A 16,767-nucleotide genomic window follows, 5' to 3' on the forward strand; every position below is an offset into this window, starting at 1 on the left:
CTATTTCTAACCACTGTGGTAGCTCTCAGCTTAAATAAGCCTGACAATTATAACTTTATATCGGAGATAAAACATGAACAACGTATTAAAACTTCAAGCAGTAGCAGCAGGCAAAGACAGTGCAGAAATCCAAGAGTGGAGCACTATTTCAAACCACTGTGGCAGCTCTCAGCTTAAATAAGCCTGAAATTATAACTTTATATCGGAGATAAAACATGAACAACGTATTAAAACTTCAAGCAGTAGCAGCAGGAAAAGACAGTGCAGAAATCCAAGAGTGGAGCACTATTTCTAACCACTGTGGTAGCTCTCAGCTTAAATAAGCCTGACAATTATAACTTTATATCGGAGATAAAACATGAACAACGTATTAAAACTACAAAGCATCGCATCAGGTAATGACAACGCAGAGATCCAGGAATGGAGCACCATTTCCAATCACTGTGGCAGCAGACTGGAAAAAGCACTTTAAGTGCTCTATGGCTGGGCTGAGATAAAAACAGTGACTGAGTCTGAAAGGAGATAAATTCTTTCAGATACCTCTGGGTCGGGTTAATAATGGATTGCCTGACCAAGAGTGCACACCACCTGTTTGCTCAGCTCCTTGCTATTCAAAAAACTTTAAATAACAACAGGTGTCGGTATGTATAATAACTCTTATATGTTGGGTGACAATGAGTACTTTACTCAACCCGCTATCATGAAGCCAGACGAAACCATTGCGCAGGCAGTCTCGTCAATAGTCCCAGAATCTTGGTCAACCAAGCACCATAGTATTTGGCTCTCGGCAACCCCCAGCTATCACCAACTACCCGAGCAGGGCTTTAAAATTCACGTTTCAGCCTCTAGCGAAGATGCACTGGCAATCATTCGCGCAACCCTGCAACAATGTATAGAGTTCGACACATCATTTAAAGTTATTTGCCGCCAGGACATCGCCAACCAAATGGCATCTAAAGCCACCGGCAGAGGGAGCTCTGGCAAACTCATCACCATTTACCCACGCAGTGTGCCCATATTTAAACAGCTGATCCAAGCCATTTATGAGGCAACAAAAGCATTTAATGGCCCTTATATCCTGTCAGATAAGCGTTATAAAGACAGTAAGGTCGTATATTACCGTTATGGTGGTTTTAAATTATTGCCACAACAACAAGCGGATGGCAGCCAGGTTGCCTGTATCAAAAAGCCTGATGGCACGCTTATCAAAGATGAACGCGAAGCCTTTTATACATTGCCTGAGTGGGTACAGGAACCCTTTGAACTTACAGCCAGCACGGATGAAAGCATCGCGCCCCTTAATGGTAGGTATGAAGTACTTGAGGCACTGTCTTTTTCTAATAGTGGCGGTGTGTACAAAGCAAAAGATCTGCAAACTTCACAGACGGTTGTCGTGAAAGAAGCACGGCCTTACGTGCACTTCTCCAGCGTGGCAGATCAGGGCGCGATGTACGCCGACCAAGTACTGCTGAACGAATTTAACGTGATCAAAACCCTCAGCAGTAGCCGCTACTTTCCAACCGCCATAGACTGGTTTACCGAGTGGGAACATTCATTCTTAGTTGAGGAATACATTGACGGCACGCCGCTACGCAATTATCGCGGTAAAAAAGAAGTCACTTTGGTGCCATTTGTCGCAGACGTTGCCAGTGCTGAGCGATTCCAACAGCATTTTATCTGGATCGCACGCGAAACCATTGCAGCAGTGACAGAAGCGCATCGACGCGGCGTGGTCTTGGGCGATGTATCACCAAACAATATTCTGGTTGACGAACAGGCCAAAACAATTCGATTCATAGATTTCGAAGGTGCCTATCATCCGGAGCAAAATGCTCAGATGCAACGGGCTTTACTGACGACCCCCGGGTTTAGTAACGAAGACTTTATGGATACCGGTGCAACCTATAAAGGCGACTGGTTTGCTCTGGCCATGGCACTGTACAGCATGATTTTTCCAGCGCTGCATATTTTCTCCCTGGCCCCTGAGAAGCGGTGGCAACTACTGCACAAACTCCAAAGTGATTGCGCACTGAATCCCTATTTGATCGAAGTCATTCAGAAGCTGGCCGATGGCGAACCTAAGCAAGCACACAGCGCATTAGATAAGCTGGCCGCGACCGCCAATCCACAGAGTGCGAATAACAGCGCGCAGTTTATAACGGCCTTACCTGATTACGCTCAACACCCCGTTGCACATGCTGAGGACTTTTCGCTTCGGGTGAATAAAATCGCCACGTTTATTGCACACGGGATCAAGACCAACATCGACCCACATTTTATGCCCATCGATTACACGGCATTTGATGTTCACCCTCTGGCGCTGACTTATGGCTACTATGGACCCGCCGTGTTTATGGCCAAAACAGGGCATGATGTACCGCCACATTTGCTGGAGAAAATCGCAGATTTTGAGACTCAAACCTCTACTGCTGGCCTGTTCGTTGGATACGCAGGTATGGCACTGGCCGAACTCGAACTCGACCGAGAAGTACAGGCAAAGCGCTGGGCTAACTATGCCCTGGAGTCAATGAATAAATTTGATGCGGTAAGCTTTGCACATGGTCTGGCCGGTATCGGCTATATGTGTCTGAAGCTGTATACCCGCTATCACGACGCGGCTTACCTTGAGCATGCCGAGTCCATTGCACAGCAACTTCAGCTGCGCGCTTGCGACACCGAGCATGGTTGCTACTTTCCCGTTGCAGAAGAGGAAGAAACCCCGGTTGGCTTTGCACACGGCAGCGCCGGAATCGCCCTGTTCTTGCTCTATCTGGCCAAGCTGGCCCATAACACAGCGACACTGGAGTTTGCCAAAGCGGCGCTGGCACACGATATTCAGGCCGGCCTCACCGATGAGGGCGAATATCAATGGGGTAAAACGGTAGACAGCAAAACCGTTCTGCCTTACTGGGAGCATGGTGCAGCAGGCATTGGTGCCGTGGTGATCCGCTTCTATCGAGAAACAGGCGATGCCAGCTACCTTGAACTCGCACAGTCGATTGCACTGTCGGCATACTCTCGCTACTCAGTTGACCAGGGCCAGTTTATTGGTGTCTCCGGCATCGTTGAGTTTTTCATCGACCTCTATCAAATCACTGAAAATAATCACTATCGTCAGGTTGCCTGCGAGATCAGTGAACGATTAACGCTGTTCTCCATCGACCGTCAGCAAGGTGAAATCTACCCAAGTCGTCACTCTGTGCGCTTATCTGTGGATTATGCGTTTGGCTCTTCGGGCATTGGCATGATGCTGCACAGGCTTGCTACCGGTGGTCATCGCTTCATGCATGATTTGTAAAAAATGAGGGAGGCAGTCAGGCCATATCAGACTGCCCACACAGTCCCCGGTGAACCGGGGTTATATAGGAAGTGTTTTTATGCCTATCAGTAAATCGAACTTAAAAACCGCCGGGCAATTACTGGCCCCGCAAAAGTCTCGGCTGGCCTTGTTGCTGGTACTGACTGCAATTCAGGCAGTATTTTTTACTGTTGTCGATCCGCTCGCCTTAAAATGGCTGATTGATGCCATCAATGAAGGTAATCAGTCGTTCTTTATGTGGTTAGCCATTATTGTGACCTCCGTTGCCACCGGTGGTCGCCTGCTTATTTACTGGACCACACTGACAAGACAGAAAATCAAAAATACCTTACAGGAACAATTATCGGTCGACCTGGCCAATAGCTATTATCAGCATGACTGCCAGGAGATAACCCATCATGGTCGTGGTTACTATATTTCCCGCCTCTATGATGAGCCGAAAAAACTCTCAGAAATGATAGATACCCTGGTTGCATTTACGACCTGTATCTTTATCTGTATTTCGGGTATTTCGGTAGCCATCTGGATCAGCTGGGAGATCACGCTGGCCCTGGCCATCATCTTACCTTGCTTGTACTTACTGGCGAATCGTTTCAGCGGCAAGATCAGTGATAGCACCAAGCAATTGCAGGAATCTGAAGCGCAGTTTAAGTCGATTTTAGCAACCGTTGTAGACAGCTATAAGCATGTTCGCTTGTTTTCGCTAAACAAAACCGCGCAGAGCACCATTAAATCAGGTTTGCAGGCCTCACTGGATGCCCAGTATAAGAATACCCGTTACAGTGCCCTGTATCAGTCAATTAGTGCCGTTTTTCTCTCTTACACAGAGTTAGCCGTTATCATAGTCGCGGGATTTCAGGTCATTCTGGGTGTGATCACCATAGGTTCCTTATTTGCCCTGACGCGCGCCTTCAGCCTGATCATCAATGCCGTTGAGCAACTCTCAGCCCTGGTGCCCCGCCTGGCAACCTTAGACGCATTACTGGACCGCTACTCCGAATTTAAATCGCTGGCCACAGATGCCGATGCGCACACTGAGCTCACCGACAGCGACACGATCAGCTTTAACAATGTTGACTTCGATTTTCAGGCCAAACCCATCTTAAAGAGCACCACTCTGACGGTTGATAAATGCGACCGCGTATTGATCAGTGGCCCCAATGGCGCAGGAAAAAGTACCCTGGCACATTTGCTGACAGGTTTTTACACGCCAAATCAGGGCGAGATCTCAAAACCGGCGATGTCACACATCAGTGCCTCTTTATATCCTTTTGGCCTGCTGCCTGGCACCTTAGGGGACAATATTGACCGCATTATCGCACAAGGTGGCGATCGCCAAAAAGCAGACGAACTGATTGCAAAACTCGGCATACTGGAATGTTTAGATAAGCCCTTTGAACGTCTGTCTGAAGGACAGAAGAAAAAGTGTCAGATAGCGATATGCCTGCTTAAAACAGCCAGTGTTTACTTGCTTGATGAGCCACTGGCCAACATCGACGATGCCAGCAAAAGCGATATTCTGCAGATCATTAATGACTACACACAAAATGCGGCTTTATTGATGATAATGCACGAAGGAAACCGCTTCAGTCACATGTTTAACCGCTTTTTAAATATAGAGGGACAAGGGAACGTTAAGCTCGTCTGACGCCCTACCTCACAGACCAAACACCGACACGGGCCGCCCATGGATGGGTAGCCCTTTTCTGCGCCCGCCATCATGATCCTGTTGTATTTTACAGCTAACTAAGCCCCCATCCGACAAGTATATTTAATCTACAAAGTTCACTTTAGGTTCCAAAGGGGAAAGCCCATGAGCATGGATAAGAAAATTACTACTTCACGTAACACTAAACTAAAGAAGTCATTAATCTGGGCAGGTCTGTGTGGCAGTTTACTGTCAATTAGCTACGCCTATCAGGATAGCCGCTCACAGGGACAGACACAGACCATAGATCAAAGCACCCTGGTTCACTCAGAAGTGATCCGAGGGACCTTTACGGAACAAATCAGACTCAGAGCCAGCATAGCCCCTAAACGCGCTATTTTGCTGGATACGCTCTCGGGCGGTCGCGTTGAGGAAAAACATGTTGAGCCCGGCGATTTCGTCACCAAAGGCCAGCCACTGGTGCGCCTGTCTAACATGTCGCTGCAACTCGATGTGATCAGCAGAGAAGCCCAGGTCACTGAGCAACTTAACTTTTTACGCAATACTCAGATGACAATGGAAAACAACAAGCTGAACCTGCGTCGTGATCTGTTGGAAATTGAACATCAAATCCAGCACCTGAAACGTAAACTGAACCAAGCGCTGGCACTACAAACACACCGTGCGATCACCAAAGATCAGATTGCTACATTAGAGCAAGACCTGAGCTACTACGAACAGCGCCGAGAGCTCACCTTGCAGCGTCAAAAAGCGGAAAATGAGATCCGTAATATCCAGATTGAGCAGCTTGAAGACAGCGCTCAGATGCTGCAGAAAAACCTGGCTTTTGCGCGTAAAAACCTCGAAGACCTGCTCGTTCGTGCCCCGGCAGATGGCTATGTGAGTGAACTGGCAGCGGAGATTGGCGAGTCTAAAGCGCGAGGCGATCGCCTGGGTCAAATTGACATCCCCGATATGTACAAACTGGTTGCGGAAGTTGACGAGTACTACCTCAACCAGGTCACCGTTGATATGCAGGCCATTGCTTTGTTCGATGGTCAGCCCGTTGCACTGACTGTGACCAAGATAGACAGCCGGGTGAAAGACGCCAAGTTTCAGGTCGAACTCGACTTGCCCACTGAGCTGACCCAACTCAAACGCGGCCAGAGCGTTGATCTGGAGTTGCATTTAGGGGATGCGCAGGCCAGCACTTTGATGTTACGCCGTGGCGCCTTCTTCTCTGCAAGCGGCGGAAACTGGGTCTTTGTGCTTGATAAAGAGAGCAATAAGGCCATCAGAAAGTCGATCCGCCTGGGCAAAAAGAACAACGACTATTTCGAAGTATTAAGCGGCCTGAACGCAGGAGATGTTGTCATCACGTCCAGCTACAGCGCGTTCAATAACGCCGACACCTTAATGCTGAACTAATACCTCAACAAACCGAGAACAATCATGATAAAACTAGAACAAATTAACCGGGTTTTTCGCACCTCAGAGGTCGAAACCACGGCGCTACACAACATCGACCTGCATGTGGAGCAAGGAGATTTTCTTGCCATCATGGGACCTTCGGGTTGCGGAAAATCAACCTTACTTTCTATTTTGGGCATGCTAGACAGCCCCACCAGCGGCACCTATCGATTTGCAGATCAAGCCATTGAGCGCTACAGCGAACAGCAACTGGCAGAGCTTAGAAAACGCCAGCTGGGCTTTATATTTCAGAGCTTTAACTTAATTGATGACCTGACCGTAGCGCAAAATGTTGAACTGCCTTTGATCTATCAAAAGGTGGCTAAAAAACAACGTCAGGAACAAGTACAGGCCATGCTAACTCGGGTTAATCTGGCCCACCGTGCCGGTCACCTGCCGCAGCAATTGTCGGGTGGTCAACAGCAACGTGTCGCCATCGCACGCGCTTTAGTGTGTAACCCAAGCCTGATCCTCGCCGATGAACCAACCGGTAACTTAGATTCACAAAATGGCGAAGAAGTGATGCAGCTTTTGCAGCAGCTCAATCGAGACGGCACCACCATAGTGATGGTGACACACTCAGAGCAGGATGCCTTATACGGCAACAAAACGGTCCGGCTACTGGATGGTGAAATAATCTCGCATGAGCGCCCGGCGGCTCAGCACAGCATGCCGGAGGCAGCGTATGCTTGAACTCTATCTGATGGGCGCACTGAGGGCCTTTTTACGGCAGAAATTTCACCTGCTGCTTAACGTCACCGGGCTGGCCATCGGTCTGGGCGCGGCGTTATTAATCGCACTCTATAGCCAGTTTGAACTCAGCTATGATGACCACCAGCCCAATGCCAGTCATGTTTTCAGGCTAGAACAAAGCTGGCCCTCCATGGGCCTGGACGCGCCTGTGTCTAGCCCACTGATGGCTGAAGAATTTACCAAACTCAATGATATTGAAGCCGCATTCTACCTGCTAAATCTGAGCCAGCGTCATGGCAGTGATATTCAGATCCGCGGCCAACAGCAAAAGTTAGACAAGGTATTCGCCGCCACGGATAACCTCACTCAGTTTATTGCTTTGGATATACTGCATGGCGAGCTCGCGCCTGCGCTGACACAACCGGCCAAGCTTGCCCTGTCGCGCACCCAAGCGATCCGTCTGTTTGGCCAAAGCGACGTGATTGGCCAGACATTGGTACAAGGTGATATTACCTGGAGTGTGGTTGCCGTCTTTGCAGACCTGCCGGACAACACCCACTTTGATTTTAATGGCCTTGCCGCCATGACCCCGTCACAGGCCGGGCAGCCTGCATTGCAAAGCAATGATGCCTATGTCTATCTGCGCACCCGGTTTGATGACTCTGCACAGCAGCCGCGCACACAGCTCGAACAAGTGCTCACGGAGCAATACAACGAGATGGTATACAAGGGTAAAAACATGGTGCAGGTGACACTGTTGCCCCTGCTGGATATCCACCTGTATGGTCATTCCCGATTTGAATTCAAAGCCAATGGCTCTGCCGATAATGTCCATATCAGCATTGGCCTGAGTATCTTGCTGATCCTGGTTGCCAGTTTTAACTTTATTAATATGAGCACCGCAAAGGCGGCGCAGCGCGCTAAAGAAGTGGGCGTCAAAAAGGCGCTGGGTGCCTCGCGTTTTCAGCTGATGCTGCAATTCTTGCTGGAATCGGTGCTGATCACCCTGATCGCCGGTTTACTGGCTCTGGTATTTGTCGAACTGGCACTGCCCTGGTTTAATCAGCTGGTTGATAAGGCTTTGTCACTGACCTTCAGCCTCCCCTTTATTGCGCTGTTTAGTGCGACCATAGTAACGGTGGGTGTTATTGCGGGGTTATACCCGGCCCTGTTTATCGCTTCATTTGACGCAAAACGCGTGCTTAGTGGCGATCTGCAACGTGGCGCCACGGCCATTTGGGTGCGTAAGTCCTTACTGGTTGCACAAGCCGCCCTATCTATTACCCTGATCATCGCAACCTTTGTGCTTTATCAGCAACTGGTCTTTCTCACCACGCTCGACACCGGCTATGCCAAAGAAAACCGCCTGGAGATCCGCGCCCTGAATGCCACTGAAGTATTTAACAGCCGCTCTGCGTTGACGGATGCCCTGCAGCGCCTGGACGGTGTCACCAGTGTTGGCGTCAGTGACACCGCGCTGACCAGCAGCACTAATACCTCGGCGCGATTAATCTGGCCCGGTGCCGATCCCGCTAATATGCCCATCCCTTTTATTGGCACCGGCTATCAGACGGTCGAGAACCAGGGCCTCACCTTGCTACATGGTCGGGACTTCAGTCGCCAGTTTAGCAGTGACTGGTATCAGCAAGGCGATGAGTCGCAGCCCAGTGCCAGTATCATTATCAGTCGTGAGATTGCGATGCAGGCCAATCAGGTGGATATGGACAGCCTTATAGGCCAGACCTGGCGCGTGGTGGTAGGCAATCAAGAAGGTCAGAGTATCCGTGCAAAAGTCGTTGGGATTGTGGAAGACATTAAAATTGGTTCCTCTCGCGATGCATCGTCTGCGCTGTTCTTTATTTGTGGTTACAGCCGCATGTCGCAGGCCAATCTCGTGCTGGCGCATACCCGAACCGACCAGGCACAATTGCGTCAGGAAGTTCAGAGCGTGTTGCAACAGCACCTTGGTGTAGTCGGTGCCGATATCGAGTCAATCTCTAAGCGCTATCAGCTGCTTTATCAGGGAGATCAGCAGGCATCTAAGGTGATCTTCACCTTCACCGCGCTGGCCATTGTCCTGACTGTCATAGGTATTTTTGGTTTATCTTCTTTCAGTGCCCAGCGCCGCAGTAAAGAGGTGGCCATCCGCAAAGTATTAGGCGCCACGCGCCCTCAGCTGATCAACTTATTGGCCATGGAGTATATTAAGTTAGTGCTGGGCAGCGCGCTCATCGCCTTTCCGCTGGCCTATTGGCTGGTCAGCGACTGGCTCACGAACTTTAACGAGCGCGTTGCACACCCCTATGCCATTTACCTGATCGCAGCCGCCCTAGTAGGCACTATCACCTGGCTGACCGTTGCCACACAGGTCTTTAAAACGGCCAGTACCAAACCCTCTGCAGCGCTGCGTTACGAATAAAGCGCTCAGCCAACCTAATCATGATTGTAAAGGGGTTCACAGCAATGTGGCCCCTTTTTTCCTTTCCTGTCAGCACCTAATAACACCAATCGCTTAATTTAGTCACTTAATTCGGGCGCACATCGCTTACGCGTACAACTGCCACAGAGCCACTCTCATTTCTGGCAGCGAGGACACATTACGTGTGTTTCTGCCCAAGGTTGATGTACTGAGTAAGGAATATTTAACCCGTTAGGCCGGACCTATTCCTGGAGCTGATTAAGCATAGGTGTACTGAGCTAAACCTCCTGCGCAAGTATAGGCGGCGCTAACGGTGTCCGGATTTATTGAATCACACCACTATGCTGTGTCAGGACATCAAGCGCTGCCGTTGCCAGCCAGATTTATACCCGTTTCATATAAGACGACAGCTGCTCAAGCAAATGCCTATCAAGCCACCGGCCTGTAATGTGATAATTTGCTCTTCGCTCGCCAAGTACTGGCAACGTCCCCCGCATCACGCACGCTTTCATACTGCGACAAGTACGACAATCCTTACCGGTGTGATAGGGCTCAGTATCAAAAAGGGACTAAGTGCTGTGAGTGTGATACGACTCGGATCATTCGCTTTAGATGCTGGGTAAACTTGTCGCTAAGGAGGCACTGGTTTTGAGCGCCAAGTGTTCAGGACGAGGAAATGAAAGGCCAAAAGTGAACGGTTGGCTTCGCTTCTGTGGAGTCGATTTTAGCTGCCTCGTCGTACACAAACGACAACACTGATCCACGGAGTATTTGCCGGCGGATCAGCCAGTGCACGACACCCGTACGATAGTGCGCTAACAGGACACTTCGCACGACAATTGGTGCTTAGAGATCAAATAAATCCCGTTTCGTATCTGTGGGGAGCAGGCTGCCCGGTTGGGATTCCGACGGCCCTACACCCCAAATAATTTCTTTACTTAATTTTTTATTTCCAAACCCGAACATGGTTATCTCCCTAGTCTGTATCGCTCTCAGCAGGTGGCATACAGCCGTAAAACTTACGCACAAAAACTAGATTAAGTTATTGATAATACATTTAACAATGGCTTGTTGACGATTAGCACTTTGGGTTTTTTCTATACAGTTCGTGAGATGGAAATTCACCGTGCGCTCTGTAATACCCAGGATCTGGCTGATCTCCCAGGATGTCTTGCCTTCTGAAGCCCACAACAGACAGTCTCGCTCTCGCTTGGTGATCGAGAGTCTGACGGTTCGGCAACGCAAAGCCGCGTTGAGCAAGTAAGGTGACAAAAGCGTCCAATACCAATCAATAGATTCAATGCTACTTTGCTTTGCAACATCTTCAGGAATATTAAACACCAGTCCACCCACTATCCCAGATACGCCGCGCAAAGGCAGTGCGTAAAGGTTTTCAAGCTCATCCGCATGAGCCAGTAAGTTCGACATAGCAGCAATGCGCATACCCGACTTAAAATGGCTATACATCTTAGGCGTGTCCAGATGGCTCTCTAGTGTGGTGTGGTAATGACCGTATAAGTTCATGTCGTATACTGTGGTAGACATAGGCATAAAATCAACAAAAGCCAGGCACTCATAGCCTGACTGTGAGGCTATTTCCTGTAGTGCACCAGACAGTTGATCACCTTGTTCTATCGCCTCAAACTGCTCAATAGACGACTTCAGTACATGGTTACTGGCAAACAGGTCATGTGCATAATGTTCGAGTTGTGCTTTCATTGGCGGCTCCTTACGGATCAAGTAATTGCAAGTGGTGTTGTCATATCAATCTAGTCTCTATACTGCGCCACTAAAAGGCCTTGGTCAAAACCGCAAAAACAAGAACATTAGCTTTATTTTCATACAATTACGAGATTTTATTATGAATGAAACGAACTCTGTATGTATTAATAAGAGTCTATATTGAAGCCTCTTTCACCGCATATTTTTCAGCCATTTTATGCTGCTCACACACTTTGTCTGGATCACTTAAGACAGTGGCCTGGAAACACCATAACGCGCCTGCGTCGCTGACAGAGTTCAATGGAATACAGCTACAAACGAGACCGGCCCTTATCGATTTGGTTTATCAGAACGCGAGTTTTGGATCCACATTATCCGGCTACCCCCTGTTTGCCACTTTCATGCGATACGACTGAAACAGATAGCCTGTAACTGAGCAAGGGCATCGGTGTATAACCGCAATGCAGGTTGAAGTGCCACCACCATCACATGTGCACAAGCGAAGCTCTCCTGCACTGTCACTCACACATAATCGATTGGAGAAAGGAGCCCTGATCGCAGCGCGTTTTAATTCTTAGTCGTGGTAGCACAATGAAGCCTGTACCTGGCGCACATTCTATTGCGCCCGATGCGGGGTATCTGGCGATACCATGTGGCACAAGGTTAACGGTGTAGGTGCTTGTATTAAGAGGAAAGAGGACAGTGACTCATGGCAACAACAGAGGATGCAGAACAGCAAAGAAATTAAATGCCGCGATGCGCGCCAATTCAGTCAACAGCGTGTGTTTCGGACGCCAATTGAATGCTGTCAGCCAAACAGGCATGACGTTCTGTGTACAAGGCAAGTTGTGACTTCTGACTGAGTGATTTTAGATCCGCATAGTCACCGGCCTGTACATGCGTTGAAACCAGCAAGCTCGTTTGTGTTACTTCGTCAACACGCATAGGCCATGCTTTTGCCTGCTCACATAACCAAACCGTCTGCTGCGGATGAATATCAGGCACAGAGATCTGTTCAACCAATTGATGCTTGGCCAGTATACGCGCAGAGCGGATAATAAACAGCATCTCACCCGCCATCACTTGATACCCAGGTGACAATTTATCGCTGACATAATCAATGTAACCGTCGGATTTAGATATCAGCGCGTGACTTTTATCGCCGTGCTCTGGTTGGATGGTCACCAGGACCGAGCCCTTATCGACCCATGTACCATTTGCCACTTGAGGGGCGGCCAAAATGGTCACAGAATCTCTGGAGTAATAAAACTCACTACTGGGCTCTTGCAGTGTTAACTGCCCTGCAAGCACCCCGGCAGCCAGCAGAGGAAATGTCATATTCAGCAATGTTCTTTTCCTTGTGTATGGGCATCACAACAACTATGCACTGCAAGTATGGTTGCTTTTTATCGATAAAAGACTCGTTTGCGCAATGTGATGCAGAGGTTTTGCGTCTCAATTCCTTTGTTTTGAATCAACAGTCCCAGTATAAGTCTCTGTGTTAGTGCCACCCGCAATGACGCGTGTTTCTTTGGCACCTAAGCGCTCTTGTTTAGACAGTGTTTTTAGCTTTTTTGTTTTTAGTGTAAGCATTTTGCAGCTCCTGCTGTTTGGGTTAGTTGTGCGATTGAAACTGTGTTGTTTCGTTACTAACTACCTTAGCCAAGCCATCGCAAATTCGGTAATTATTAAATCTTATCTTACCTCCAGCACCATTTTTTAACTTATTGTTATATATGCGAATAATGGAGTGTAAGAATTGCTGCGATTGCCGAATAATTCCATTTTGGACAAAAAATCAAGAGATCTGTGTTGATTATCCGTTTCACAGCACGCTGAGCCTGGCAAGGCAGACAAAGGATCAGACTACGACAAAACTGCCACCGCCCTTATTAAACGAAGAGGGTTGCCAGAGCAACGCGACTTACAGGGTGATGCCGAAGTTCACACCCTGAGGGGAAAGAAAAGCTCAAGATAAATCAGGTTTACCGCCGTGCACAGCGGGTTCATACTCATCTGGAATGGGCTCATGTACAGGTAGTGAGAGAGACAGGTGCGCTTATTACTGGATACAGGCATTACAGCGCTTGTTTTGAAACAGAATACGGCGACCATCACATAGCAAACATGTGATGGCCTAGTCTAAAACCAGACACTCAACTCTTTTGCGCTGACCTGGTTAGAATACACAGCTCCTGAGGGAGCAGCCGGGCAGGATGTCATGCTTTGCTGTAGGGTGAGTGGCCTCACGACTTTGCCGTCCATAATGAGCGACAGCCTGAAGAGACATGTCACAATGACTCTGCCTCTTTCAACGTGACTTTAATCAACTGATTTTCCACAACTTCAATCAGATCCAAGATTAACCCACCCCGCTTTTGAGAGTATTTCATATTACTAATCACATATTTGGAGGTATCTATATGGTAAAACTCAGAGATCACTGACGGAGTACTAAAATCAAGCTTGTAGATGGTTTCACCGTCTGAATGGTAGATATCCCCCTCGCCAATAGCGAGCGTGTGTTTATACTTCACCTGTGGTAAATCAATGGTTTGGGTTATCTCTCCAGACTGGATATTGTAAAGTACAACTTTGTCACTGGAAGACAAAGACACCAGGTGCTCGTCATCAAGACGCCCTATCCACAACGAATCCGATGTTGGCAGTGGCGTGACTTTTTTATCTGTCAGAGAATAGCTAAACACTCGGCTTTTCACTTTATGATCATCGACCACCACATAACCCAGCTCATGAGGTCCGATAAACTCAGCTGCCACTACGACCCCCTCGGCATCAATACTGTCAGCTAACGTCATATCCGACAGCTTATATACTTCAATTTTATCCTTATACTGGAGTAATAAATGATCACTGGCTGAGTTATAGCGCAACGCAGTGTAACCATCTTGTGGCAGCGCCAGCGGCACAATTTGACCATCAGATTGCTGCTTTCTCACGATACGCTGATCCCCCTGACGCGTCAGGAATAAAAATTCGTCACCCACCTCTGTGGCGGAGGTGTCTTCCAGTGGACTCGAAATAAGCTCTGTCAGAGCGAAAGTCTGCTGATCTAATAAGAATACATCTGCCTGAAAAGGGTAACTCACCATCAATAAGGTATTGCTATCCAGTATTTGAGAGCTCGCATATTGTTGTGCAGTCTGAAGTTGCTCAACACTATGTAGTCGTTGCTGCGCCAGAGAAAAGCGGTATAGCTGATTTGCGGTATTATCAAACCAGCTGACCAAATCCTGTTCAGCATTATAGTTTACGGCCCAGATCCGGTTTGCCGACTCAAATAACTTAACCTGATTGCCACCGTCCAGATCCGTCATATACAGCTCGTTGGATTCATACTGTCTGCGCTCAAACAGGATCACCTGCTTCTGAGCAATATATGTTAAAAAACGGTCGCCATAAGAATTCAGGTTGGGTGAGGTAATTTGAAACTCATCACCGCTGCTCAGATCGCGACTCGTTAATACAGACAACTCATCGCGGTTGCGATAACCACTTTTGGAATAGACAAAGCGCCCTGCCGACACGCCACCACCCGTTGTATAGTGCAGCGTGCAATCAAAAACATGGCGGTTGCTGGTAATAAAATCTGCACTCAGTTGCCACACCTGACACTGTTCTTCACTCACAGCCCGATAATAAATAAAGCTGGAATCAACCGACCACCCGACCGGGAAGTAATTCACACCCGGGTTGCCAATGCGCTTTTCATGCCCACTTTCCAGAGACTTCACCACCAGCGCATAGTTTTTGTTATCAGACTGAATAAAAGAAAAGGCAACCTGTTGTTTATTGGGAGACAGGTTGAGCGTGGCATAACGACCAGGTAACCAGGAAAGCACACTTTCTTCTATCTTACTGCGGGTCAGTAAATGAGACTCTTGGTTTGTTGTAAACAGGCCTGCCGGCAGGATATACCAAGCCAGTGGAGCCAAGATGAGGAGTAAAGGTAGTAACACATAACGCCACCGCAGCGCACGTTTGCCATGATTATCAGCTATTGCAGTATGCTGCTGGGTAGAAAGTACAGGCTGCTCAGGCAAAGTGGAGGGGGTGTTTGAGTCAGTATTGGCCGCTGCGTAAGACGTCGACGGTTTTTCAACATGCTCATAATAAACAATTTCTGGCTCAAGAAAGAAACTATACCCTTTACGGTAATGCGTCTTTACAATCGTTCCTTTTTGCTTTTCAGACTTAAGGATCTTTCGCAATTCTGACATTGCACGATTGATCGCGTTGTCATCGACATAGTGTTGCGCCCAGACATCTTCTACCAGGTTTTGTCGAGTGATGATCTGCTCATTGTTGATGATAAGGTAGCAAAGCAGTCGAAACAACAGGGGTTCAAGCTCCCGCTCAACCTCTCCATCAGTGATGCTTTGATGCTTTGGATCTAGTATCCAGGCACCAAACCGAACCTCCTTGACCTGCCTTGAAAATCTTACTTCATTCATGGTGACTCATGATCCCATATCCTTTCACCTTATCCCTGACTGAGTTCGGATAGGGACAATAGCGAATGGCAAGTTATTAAATCAGTATGAGTCACATCTTTTCAATAATAGTGACTCTTTCATTTCATCTTCAACGATAATATATAGTAAATCACAAAAACAAAACAATTTAGTAATATTAACGGTGAAGAATCTTCCCACCCGTTCTTATGGTCAAAACTCAAGCCACTGATATATAGAAACATACTGTGAACTTCACTAATTTAATAATATTCCCTTTAAAGGTCCATCGCTGCCATGATGTAAACAATACCCTCTGTGACGGACAAAAGCGATCTTACATGGTCCATGTTTATCATGCCCTGTAATGCCCCAGCAGGTCACATGATACAGCGCGATGGAAACACAAAAAGGGCTGAATTTACATCCAGCCCGCAACAACAAGTAATTCTGGGTATCTGCAATTTATTAGCAGATAGTGCGTGTCGGGTCGTTCGGATCACCCAGGCCGATGCCGATACCAATACCACCCGTGACTGACGCTAATTCTTTAACTGAATTTAACTCTTTCATGTACTTTTCCTTTGATATTAATTGTTTCAATACATCATGTAGCACACATCACGTGGTGCTACAGCTTTTTAATGCAAGGTTATATCAGCTCAAACGGCGGTAACGGATCATCACCATCCTCGGGAATTGCCATCGTCACGTGTATTGGCCCACCGGTTTCGCCCTCAGCCAGTGTGATATCTATAATGCCCGCACGCAGACCGCCTGTAACCAATTGTTCTTGTTCTTTTTTTAATGAAAAAGGATGCATAGTTCTTGTTCCTCTTACATGATGTCTTTTACAGGGTAAATCGGAGGTAACGGATCGTTGCCATCTTCAGGGATAGCCATAGTAACGCGAATTGGTCCGCCTGTTTCGCACATCCATTGATTGGTGATCACCTCACCGTTTAGACCGCCAGTGACTTGTTCTTGCTGTGTGTTACTAAGTGAAAAAGGGTGCATAGTG

General features: G+C 47.9%; 14 protein-coding genes. 8 read left to right on the top strand and 6 right to left on the bottom strand.

All coding sequences use genetic code 11. From position 1 onward, the window contains the following. The first annotated feature begins 73 nt into the window (after window positions 1-73). From TW77_RS25675 to TW77_RS19365, 8 genes are all read left to right on the top strand, one after another. Window positions 74-181, top strand: a complete 108-nt coding sequence (locus tag TW77_RS25675) for a class III lanthipeptide (protein ID WP_205623888.1) — start codon at window positions 74-76, stop codon at window positions 179-181. 34 nt (window positions 182-215) lie between these two features. Then, window positions 216-323 (top strand): class III lanthipeptide, encoded by a 108-nt coding sequence (locus TW77_RS25680; protein ID WP_205623888.1) that lies wholly within the window; start codon window positions 216-218, stop codon window positions 321-323. Window positions 324-358: 35 nt separating this feature from the next. Continuing rightward, complete coding sequence (locus TW77_RS25685) at window positions 359-472, top strand: class III lanthipeptide (protein WP_205623889.1); 114 nt, start codon at window positions 359-361, stop codon at window positions 470-472. Between the two features lie 171 nt (window positions 473-643). Continuing rightward, window positions 644-3,298, top strand: a complete 2,655-nt coding sequence (gene lanKC / locus TW77_RS19345; RefSeq protein WP_046006620.1) for a class III lanthionine synthetase LanKC — start codon at window positions 644-646, stop codon at window positions 3,296-3,298. A gap of 79 nt (window positions 3,299-3,377) precedes the next feature. Then, window positions 3,378-4,967, top strand: coding sequence for an ATP-binding cassette domain-containing protein (locus TW77_RS19350; protein WP_046006621.1), 1,590 nt, complete (start codon window positions 3,378-3,380; stop codon window positions 4,965-4,967). A 171-nt stretch (window positions 4,968-5,138) separates the two neighbouring features. Next, complete coding sequence (locus TW77_RS19355; RefSeq protein WP_046006627.1) at window positions 5,139-6,395, top strand: efflux RND transporter periplasmic adaptor subunit; 1,257 nt, start codon at window positions 5,139-5,141, stop codon at window positions 6,393-6,395. 24 nt (window positions 6,396-6,419) lie between these two features. Further along, on the top strand, window positions 6,420-7,130 hold the full coding sequence (locus tag TW77_RS19360; protein ID WP_046006622.1) for an ABC transporter ATP-binding protein: 711 nt from the start codon (window positions 6,420-6,422) through the stop codon (window positions 7,128-7,130). Next, a complete protein-coding gene (locus TW77_RS19365) occupies window positions 7,123-9,549 on the top strand; it encodes an ABC transporter permease (protein WP_046006623.1) in 2,427 nt (808 codons plus the stop codon). Before TW77_RS19360 ends, TW77_RS19365 begins: the two co-directional genes overlap by 8 nt. Before the next feature lie 1,032 nt (window positions 9,550-10,581). Here the strand turns inward: TW77_RS19365 and TW77_RS25990 are convergent. From TW77_RS25990 to TW77_RS25430, 6 genes are all read right to left on the bottom strand, one after another. Further along, window positions 10,582-11,268, bottom strand: coding sequence for a helix-turn-helix transcriptional regulator (locus tag TW77_RS25990; protein WP_052713280.1), 687 nt, complete (start codon window positions 11,266-11,268; stop codon window positions 10,582-10,584). 771 nt (window positions 11,269-12,039) lie between these two features. Further along, window positions 12,040-12,609, bottom strand: coding sequence for a hypothetical protein (locus tag TW77_RS19375; RefSeq protein WP_046006624.1), 570 nt, complete (start codon window positions 12,607-12,609; stop codon window positions 12,040-12,042). Between the two features lie 117 nt (window positions 12,610-12,726). Continuing rightward, window positions 12,727-12,864, bottom strand: a complete 138-nt coding sequence (locus TW77_RS25255; RefSeq protein ID WP_156158714.1) for a hypothetical protein — start codon at window positions 12,862-12,864, stop codon at window positions 12,727-12,729. A gap of 698 nt (window positions 12,865-13,562) precedes the next feature. Further along, window positions 13,563-15,746: a winged helix-turn-helix domain-containing protein gene (locus tag TW77_RS19380; protein ID WP_046006625.1), complete on the bottom strand. Its 2,184-nt coding sequence runs from the start codon at window positions 15,744-15,746 to the stop codon at window positions 13,563-13,565. Window positions 15,747-16,398: 652 nt separating this feature from the next. Further along, on the bottom strand, window positions 16,399-16,569 hold the full coding sequence (locus tag TW77_RS25260; RefSeq protein ID WP_156158715.1) for a hypothetical protein: 171 nt from the start codon (window positions 16,567-16,569) through the stop codon (window positions 16,399-16,401). A 14-nt stretch (window positions 16,570-16,583) separates the two neighbouring features. After that, the coding region (locus tag TW77_RS25430; RefSeq protein ID WP_162197974.1) for a hypothetical protein at window positions 16,584-16,767 on the bottom strand (184 nt) is incomplete at its 5' end.

It is taken from the genome of Pseudoalteromonas rubra (genome assembly GCF_000967655.1).
In the GTDB taxonomy this organism is placed as follows: Bacteria; Pseudomonadota; Gammaproteobacteria; order Enterobacterales; family Alteromonadaceae; genus Pseudoalteromonas; species Pseudoalteromonas rubra_A.

Bases quoted from the DNA above. Each gene is read 5' to 3' on its own strand.
- TW77_RS25675 (WP_205623888.1), top strand. From the start codon at position 74: ATGAACAACGTATTAAAACTTCAAGCAGTAGCAGCAGGCAAAGACAGT.
- TW77_RS25680 (WP_205623888.1), top strand. From the start codon at position 216: ATGAACAACGTATTAAAACTTCAAGCAGTAGCAGCAGGAAAAGACAGT.
- TW77_RS25685 (WP_205623889.1), top strand. From the start codon at position 359: ATGAACAACGTATTAAAACTACAAAGCATCGCATCAGGTAATGACAAC.
- lanKC (WP_046006620.1), top strand. From the start codon at position 644: ATGTATAATAACTCTTATATGTTGGGTGACAATGAGTACTTTACTCAA.
- TW77_RS19350 (WP_046006621.1), top strand. From the start codon at position 3,378: ATGCCTATCAGTAAATCGAACTTAAAAACCGCCGGGCAATTACTGGCC.
- TW77_RS19355 (WP_046006627.1), top strand. From the start codon at position 5,139: ATGGATAAGAAAATTACTACTTCACGTAACACTAAACTAAAGAAGTCA.
- TW77_RS19360 (WP_046006622.1), top strand. From the start codon at position 6,420: ATGATAAAACTAGAACAAATTAACCGGGTTTTTCGCACCTCAGAGGTC.
- TW77_RS19365 (WP_046006623.1), top strand. From the start codon at position 7,123: ATGCTTGAACTCTATCTGATGGGCGCACTGAGGGCCTTTTTACGGCAG.
- TW77_RS25990 (WP_052713280.1), bottom strand. From the start codon at position 11,268: ATGAAAGCACAACTCGAACATTATGCACATGACCTGTTTGCCAGTAAC.
- TW77_RS19375 (WP_046006624.1), bottom strand. From the start codon at position 12,609: ATGACATTTCCTCTGCTGGCTGCCGGGGTGCTTGCAGGGCAGTTAACA.
- TW77_RS25255 (WP_156158714.1), bottom strand. From the start codon at position 12,864: ATGCTTACACTAAAAACAAAAAAGCTAAAAACACTGTCTAAACAAGAG.
- TW77_RS19380 (WP_046006625.1), bottom strand. From the start codon at position 15,746: ATGAATGAAGTAAGATTTTCAAGGCAGGTCAAGGAGGTTCGGTTTGGT.
- TW77_RS25260 (WP_156158715.1), bottom strand. From the start codon at position 16,569: ATGCATCCTTTTTCATTAAAAAAAGAACAAGAACAATTGGTTACAGGC.